9 protein-coding genes are annotated in these 6492 nt (G+C 64.6%); 5 read left to right on the top strand and 4 right to left on the bottom strand.

What is annotated here, in order from left to right:
* The 3 genes from MKL01_RS08130 to MKL01_RS08120 form a co-directional block, all read left to right on the top strand.
* A partial coding sequence (locus tag MKL01_RS08130) for a hypothetical protein (protein ID WP_243904710.1) occupies nt 1-664 on the top strand: 664 nt, incomplete at its 5' end.
* Nucleotides 665-730: 66 nt separating this feature from the next.
* The gene (locus MKL01_RS08125; RefSeq protein WP_243904709.1) at nt 731-2242 is read left to right on the top strand and encodes a hypothetical protein; all 1512 of its coding nucleotides are present in this window, start codon (nt 731-733) and stop codon (nt 2240-2242) included.
* Nucleotides 2243-2322: 80 nt separating this feature from the next.
* Nucleotides 2323-2589, top strand: a complete 267-nt coding sequence (locus tag MKL01_RS08120) for a hypothetical protein (RefSeq protein WP_243904708.1) — start codon at nt 2323-2325, stop codon at nt 2587-2589.
* A 17-nt stretch (nt 2590-2606) separates the two neighbouring features.
* On the opposite strand, the gene MKL01_RS08115 is transcribed toward MKL01_RS08120, so the two are convergent.
* Nucleotides 2607-3134, bottom strand: coding sequence for a hypothetical protein (locus MKL01_RS08115; protein WP_243904707.1), 528 nt, complete (start codon nt 3132-3134; stop codon nt 2607-2609).
* A 91-nt stretch (nt 3135-3225) separates the two neighbouring features.
* Here MKL01_RS08115 and MKL01_RS08110 point away from each other — a divergent pair, with 91 nt between their 5' ends.
* Both MKL01_RS08110 and MKL01_RS08105 read left to right on the top strand, forming a co-directional pair.
* Nucleotides 3226-3363 carry a hypothetical protein gene (locus MKL01_RS08110; RefSeq protein WP_243904706.1) on the top strand — a complete coding sequence of 46 codons (138 nt, stop codon included), beginning with the start codon at nt 3226-3228 and terminating at the stop codon, nt 3361-3363.
* 330 nt (nt 3364-3693) lie between these two features.
* Complete coding sequence (locus tag MKL01_RS08105; RefSeq protein WP_243904705.1) at nt 3694-5001, top strand: TadE/TadG family type IV pilus assembly protein; 1308 nt, start codon at nt 3694-3696, stop codon at nt 4999-5001.
* An 81-nt stretch (nt 5002-5082) separates the two neighbouring features.
* Here the strand turns inward: MKL01_RS08105 and MKL01_RS08100 are convergent, their stop codons facing one another.
* The 3 genes from MKL01_RS08100 to MKL01_RS08090 all read right to left on the bottom strand — a co-directional run bounded on the left by MKL01_RS08100 (nt 5083) and on the right by MKL01_RS08090 (nt 6283).
* Entirely contained in the window at nt 5083-5478 is a 396-nt protein-coding gene (locus tag MKL01_RS08100) for a Rap1a/Tai family immunity protein (protein WP_243904704.1), read from the bottom strand.
* A gap of 76 nt (nt 5479-5554) precedes the next feature.
* Nucleotides 5555-5779, bottom strand: coding sequence for a hypothetical protein (locus MKL01_RS08095; RefSeq protein WP_243904703.1), 225 nt, complete (start codon nt 5777-5779; stop codon nt 5555-5557).
* A 249-nt stretch (nt 5780-6028) separates the two neighbouring features.
* Complete coding sequence (locus MKL01_RS08090) at nt 6029-6283, bottom strand: hypothetical protein (RefSeq protein ID WP_243904702.1); 255 nt, start codon at nt 6281-6283, stop codon at nt 6029-6031.
* Between the last annotated feature and the right edge of the window lie 209 nt (nt 6284-6492).

Raw genomic sequence — 6492 nt, 5'->3', positions numbered from 1 at the left:
GCACCCCGACGCCGAACTGGTAGCGCTCGGCGAGCGATGGCTGCGGGCCCGTGACGCTCAGGCCGAAGCGATGGAGGCATGGGGCGTCGCCTGGATGCAGATCCACGCCGTCCTCGTCACATGTCCTCAGGACCTGTTCGTAACCCGAGACGAGCGGTTCCGAGTGCTCGGAGGCTACCGCTGGCCGACGCTACTTGGTGTGAACCTCCGTCATATCGCCCTTGATTGGGGGGGGCCGGAGAGCCGAACGGAACAGGCGTGGGATGGCGAGGCACTGCGCATCGCCATCGCCCGCGCGGTCCCGATGCTCGGTCGAGGCGGGAAGACGCCCGGCCGGATCAGGCGCTGGAAAGCCTTGCTGCCGATCGCCGATGCCTTCGACACCCGAGTTGAGGTCGTCGAGGCTGCAACCGATCGACGACGCCTTGAGAAGGCTCGCCGGGTCGCAGAGGACGAGTTCCGGGACCTGAACCGGCAGATCAGCCAGCACGTCGCCACCACGCCCGAGGGCATGGCTGCCCTGGTCCGCGTGATCGGCCTTTACCCGTGGAAGGACACGGGCGGCTCGTGGCCCAACCTGCTGCGCAGCGCGGCCAACGTCGCCGGCATCGACCCCGGCAGCCTCGACCACGAGCATGACACGCTGAGCAAACTCCAAGCCTGATGCCGCCACCGCGCGGCGCCTGTCTCGCCGCGCCTCCTGTCACCTCGTGACCCTTGGAGGCCGACCGTGCCCTCTCTCAAGCTGTCCAACCCGTTCCGTCGCAGCGCCGATCGTCCGTCCCTCAAGCAGCGCGCCGCTGACCTGAAAGCCGGCCTTAGCCAGCACGTCAGTCGCCCTCAGACCGTTCCCGAGCTGGGCACGACCCCTGCGGAGGCCGGCGCCGACGCCGAGCTGCTGCGGCTCGGTGCGCAGTTCGCGGTCGCCCGCGCCCGCGAGATCGCGGCTTGTGAAGCCTGCAACGAGGCCCAGCGGGAAGCGGACCGGCACATGCCGGAACGCCCGGCGTGCCTGATCTACCGCGCCTCTGACGCCCGCCTGAACGTCCACCAGAACTGGATGATGGCCGACGCGCTGGAGGGGCGAGAGGTTCACCACCAGGATGTCGCTCGGCTGCGGCGCATCATGCCGATGACACACGAGGTGCTTCGCCCGATCCGCAAGGGTGAGCGCGCCCACCGCGATCATCTGGGCCACCAGTTTGACATCGTGCCCCACCCCGACGCGCAAGCTCGCGCTGAGGAGATCGTGACGGCGTGGGATGCGTGGCGGGCTGAACAGGCTCGGGTACAAGATCAGTACCTCACCCCCGAGCTTGAACGTGCCGCCGAGACGGCCGGTGAGGACGCCGCCAACCTCGCTGAACTGATCGCATGCTGCTCAGCTCACACCGCGGATGGCTTCCGGGTGAAGCTGCGGGCTCTTTCGCACTACCGCCGCGACACGCTGTTGGCTGAGATCACGGACAGTCCGGACCCGGATCAGCTCCTGTCGCACTCGCTCTGGCGCGACGTGCAGGGCGAGATGCCGGCACCGAGCCCCGCGGACACGCTCACCACCGCCATCCTCGACCTGTGGCCGATCTGGGCTTGTGGCCCGCAAGACGATGGAGGGACCGCCGAGGAAGTGGCGGCCTACGAGGAACTGCAGCAGCGTCGGTTCGCTCTTATTGACGCGGTTGAGGCGCTGCCGGCGACCCTGCAGAACATTGCCCCGAAGGCCCTCGCGCTGGCGTGGCTGGAGTATGTCGACTTGTGGCGTGCTGGATACGGGCGCAGCTTCTACGCGACCGACGGCCGGCTCGCGCTGGACATCCACGCAGCCGCCGCTGCTCGGACGCCGACGGCCGCACCGGCAGCCCTACGCGAACCCAGCCTTGTCGGCATGCTCGACCTAGCGTCCGCCTCGCTGGAGGATCTGCAGTCGCTCCATGACGTTGCCGACCTCGTGGGCGGCGTAGCCTACGCGATGTGCTGGCAGGCCCGTTGCAGGATCCACGGCCCTAGCGAAGGCTACAACGCCGCCGGCAAACTGATGCAGTGGCTCGGCGACGCTCTGACCGACGTGGAGACCGCGGCCAACAAGGAAGCGCGGCGCCGTCGACCGGCGAACAGCGCCGACCGCGAGACCCGCCTGGAGATGCTGGCCCTGCCGGTGATCCAGAACGGCGACCCGGATGAGGCCGAGGCGTTCGCCCGCGAACTGTCGGCCCACGCCGAGGCTGAGCGTCAAGGACTCTGATCGGCCCTTCCTGTCGCCATGCGTACCGCCCCGGCCGGATCCTGCCGGAGGACTATCAGTCCCCGAAACCGAGACCCCTCATGAGCAAGATTGTTCCCTTCCCGGGCATCCGAAAAACAGGTGCCCAGCCGATCCCGCGCGAGGAATTCGAGCGGCTGGCTGAACTGGCGCTCGACATCGTTGACCGCATCGTGGCCCTTCTCGATGCAGAAGATGGAGACCCTGACCGCGAGGATGGAGGAGACGCGGAGCCCACCCTAGGCGCTCCGGAGGGCCATACCTCTCAAATCATCTGGATACGCGGCGGAGACCGAGACCTTGAAGGAACGTCGCCGGAGCAACTGTAAGGTTTCGGTCCTCGGGCCTAGCGAGGCTTCGGCTTCTTCCGGGCCCGGGGTGCGGGTGCATATTTAGCCTGGTGGTAGGCGCGGCTTCGTTCCCGCGCAGCCTCAAGATGCCGGAGCGCCTCGTTAAAGTCGTGCTTGCCCCGGCTCTTCTGCGGGTTCTGATTGAGCAGCATCGAGGCGGTCACCTGTAAGCACGCCCGCCGGATGTCTTGTTCGACCAGGTCACGGTCGGTGGTGCCGTCTTCGTCCCATCGGGCTTGGTCCTCCGGGTCCGGTTTGTACCAAGGGCGGCCCTCTGCTTCGGCGACTTCAGGGTTGAGCATCTGGTCGAGATCCCAACTCGGCACCCCGTGCCCAGCGGCGTCGCGGTAGGCGTCCATAGCGTCGAGGCAGACCACCATCTGCTTGCCGAGTTCCGCCGAGGAACCTGCGCCGCGCGTCACCCGCATGATGTTGGCGGCCAAGCGCCGGAGCGCGAACCTCACCTCGGTCTGTGTTTCGTAGGTCCGGATCTCGGCCTCGGATCGCTCGCTGACCACCCGCATGCTCTCTACCCCGCTTGGGAGGCAGAGCCAGCGTTGGGAGGCTCGTGCCGGGAAGCATTTTCGTAAGAGGTGCCCGACATGGCAAGCAGAGGTGCCCGAGACCGTGCTGCCGGAGGTAGCGGCCGAGACGCAGCCTGAGGCCCTGCCCGAGGCGGACATCCTGACCTGGCGGGGCCGATGCAACGCGGCGGCTGGGTCATTCCTAATCGACCTGCTGGAGCAGGCGTGAGGCACGGTCCGATGAACCAACGACTTAAACACCCCGGTCAGCGCGAAGTGACGGGCGACTTCTGCCCGACCAATCAGGCTTGACCGTGCTGGTGGTGCAGATCAGGGTAGTGCGGGTGAGGGTGCTTCAACGGCTCATGCCGATACCAGTGTGAGCGCACATCCATGTAGAACCGGTCACCCTGCTTCGTGATACAAAATTGATACTGATCTAAGTTGCGGCTCGAACAGCCATTAACGATCTCAATAACAGGGCGCGTTCTTTAAGGCTGCGATAATAAGTGCCCGTAATAATTCCCATCGATCTTCACTACGGCCCGGATCGATGCGGATGCGGCGACACAACTGGCCGATGTTTCAGGCATGCCGAACCGTGTCGCAAACCGCGGCCTCGCTGTTAAAAGCGTTTCGGCCTGACAACCGGGGCGGGGTTGCCGTCATCTTCGGCCTTAGTTCGATTGTACTTTTCGGCCTCGCTGGCGGAGGTATTGACTACGCTCGCCTCTCGTACCGCCGAGCCCAGCTGCAGACAGCCACCGATGTCGGCACGCTGACCGGCGGCAACATGCTCAAGCTGGCGCAGACTACGACTGATACACAATCGGTCAGCGGCGTCACCACACAGGCGATCCGCGACAATGCCAAGCCTGTGGCCGGCGTGCCCTTCACTGTTCAAGTGAGAGTCAGTGACGACGGAACCAGCGTCACCGCCCAGACGCAGGAGATCTTTCCGCTTCCCTTCGGCAGGATCATCGGTGTGCCGTCGGCGACGATTACGGTGAGCGCGCAGTCCAAGCTAGTCGGCAAGACACGACTATGTGTCCTGGCCCTCGATCCCACCTCGAACGGCACCCTGACAGCTCAGGATCAGGCGTCCGTGACGGCGTCGCAGTGCTCGGTCTATTCGGACTCCGCCAGCACGAGCGGCGTCACGCTGCAGAACCAAGCTACGATCCTCGCCACCAGCATCTGCTCTGCCGGTGGCAACTCGGTCAGTACCTCGAACCCTCCACAGCCCGGCCCGAAATCCGGATGTCCCAGCCTGAAGGATCCTCTGGCGGTCATCGCTCCCCCAACCTCGTCCGGCTGTACCTACACGAACACGGTCGTGACGACTTCGCAGACGCTCTACCCTGGCACGTACTGCAACGGGCTGAAGATCACGAAAGGCGCAACCGCGACGTTGTCACCGGGCGTCTACGTCATCGACACAGGCCCTCTGACAGTGGATGCCAACGCGACCCTGACGGGCTCGTATGTGGGGATCTACCTCAAGAGCCAGCAGACCACGCTCAACCTGACGGCTGCGAGCACGATTAACCTGACAGCTCCGAGGGATGGCCCGATGTCGGGGCTTCTCTTCTATGAGGACCCGACCGCCCCGCTCCTGCGCGAGCACAAGATATCCAGCAACGGCGCCCGTCAGCTGCTGGGCACGATCTACATGCCGCGCGGCAAGCTGACGGTCGACTCGCACGGGGCTGTGGCCGACCAGTCGGCCTACACGGTGATCGTCTCGCGCCAGCTGAAGGTGGCCAGTTCGGCGAACCTGACGATGAACGCGATGTACTCGGCCAGCGATGTCCCGGTGCCGAGCGGCGTCGGCAACATCAGCGGACGCCTGCTGTTGGCCCAATGATCATCTTTGGGCAGGAAGCGGCACCGGCACGGCCCTGACATGTCATCATGGCTCCGCCTTGCACTGGCTGGCCTGGCAGGCTCATTGGCGAATGGTCGAACAAGGGTAAGCTGCGCGAAACGCCTGCCGCATCGGGACAACGTAAACGGTTTTCAGATCGCTCGGGTGCTGTATCATGTACAGCGAAAAAGCAGTCACTGCATCGATCAGCTTTACGTTCTCTGTTGGGCAGATATTGTCAGATGCGATTTCGGTCGCGAGCATCGTCCGAACTGCGCCCATGCACTCGCCGAGATGCCGCATCGTGTCCGGATCTTCTCGCGAGTAGCCCTTGTGCGCAAACTTGATGAACTGGTTGCAGCCGTCGATGATGTCCTCGGTCGCCTCCCCGGTGGGTGAGCTGAGTGCGGGACTAGCGAGAGTCGCCATCACGATCAGGGCTGCGGCGGCTGCTCTGAGAGGGGCTAGGCGCGTCATAGCGACTGGCCACCTGAACGCCTCGGTTGGGCCTTGTGTCCGTCGAGGTAGGCGGCCTGTCCAGCCATAACGTTCGTCACGGCTTCTGCCGTTCAGTGACCCTTGCGGCGGCTTCAGCTACCTTCTCGTTCAAGGTCTCTGCCATCGACCGTGCAACGTCCCGAGGAACGAGGATTGCCGCCGGCCGTCCATCCGCGCAGCAAACGCGAAGCGCGACCGTGTCGCCGCCGTCGATGACTTCGGCGTCCGTCAGAGTCCTCGCGGAGAGGATCATCGGCTCATCTGGCTTGTCGAAACCCATGCGCGCGCCCCGGCCCGAGCCTGCGTATGGGTCGGTGGTGAAGATACAGTTCCGCGTGCCCGCTCGACTGCTTTAGCAGCTTCACAAATCCGTGAAGTTCGAGACACGGCGAGCAAACCCGACTTGCTCAGGTCTTTTCGTCGTTCAGGATGCTGTTTCCACCGCGACATCGAGCTTTTTGGGTGCTGGAGCTACCCGACGTAGCGCAGGTAGGGGAGATGCAGCAAAGAGGCGCCGAACGTTGGTCGTCTATTCGCGCACAGGCTTTGCTTCTGGCTTGGCAGCGCGCGTCAGGTTCTGGATCGTTCGCGGCGGCCGACCTGCCTTCTGGGCGATCTCCGCCTCCTGCTGCTCGATGAGATCGTGGGCCGGCTGATCGCCATCCAAGCCGCCTAGGTTCTCCATCGGCAGGCGCCGGTTCGAGGCTCGGCTGCCATCGTCGAAGACGACATCGAACAGGACGGTGCCGCGCTCCTGCGGCAGCAGCTTGATGCGCTTGGCCATGTCGGGCTGATACCCGGGCAAGCTCGGCAGCGCCAGATTGGTGACGTGGTTGACGGCATGATCGCATGAGAGGAGGCTCAGGGTGGGAACGGGCTACGGAGTTAGCCACCATGAGCGACTTCGATCACATCCTGAACTGGAAGCTTCTTCGGGGCTCGCACGACTTTCCGGGCCCCACAGGCGGCACCTGCATCAACGAAGCGGCGGTC

Source organism: Methylobacterium sp. J-070, from assembly GCF_022829385.1.
In the GTDB taxonomy this organism is placed as follows: domain Bacteria; phylum Pseudomonadota; class Alphaproteobacteria; order Rhizobiales; family Beijerinckiaceae; genus Methylobacterium.
This window is presented reverse-complemented; position numbering and strand designations above follow the sequence as displayed.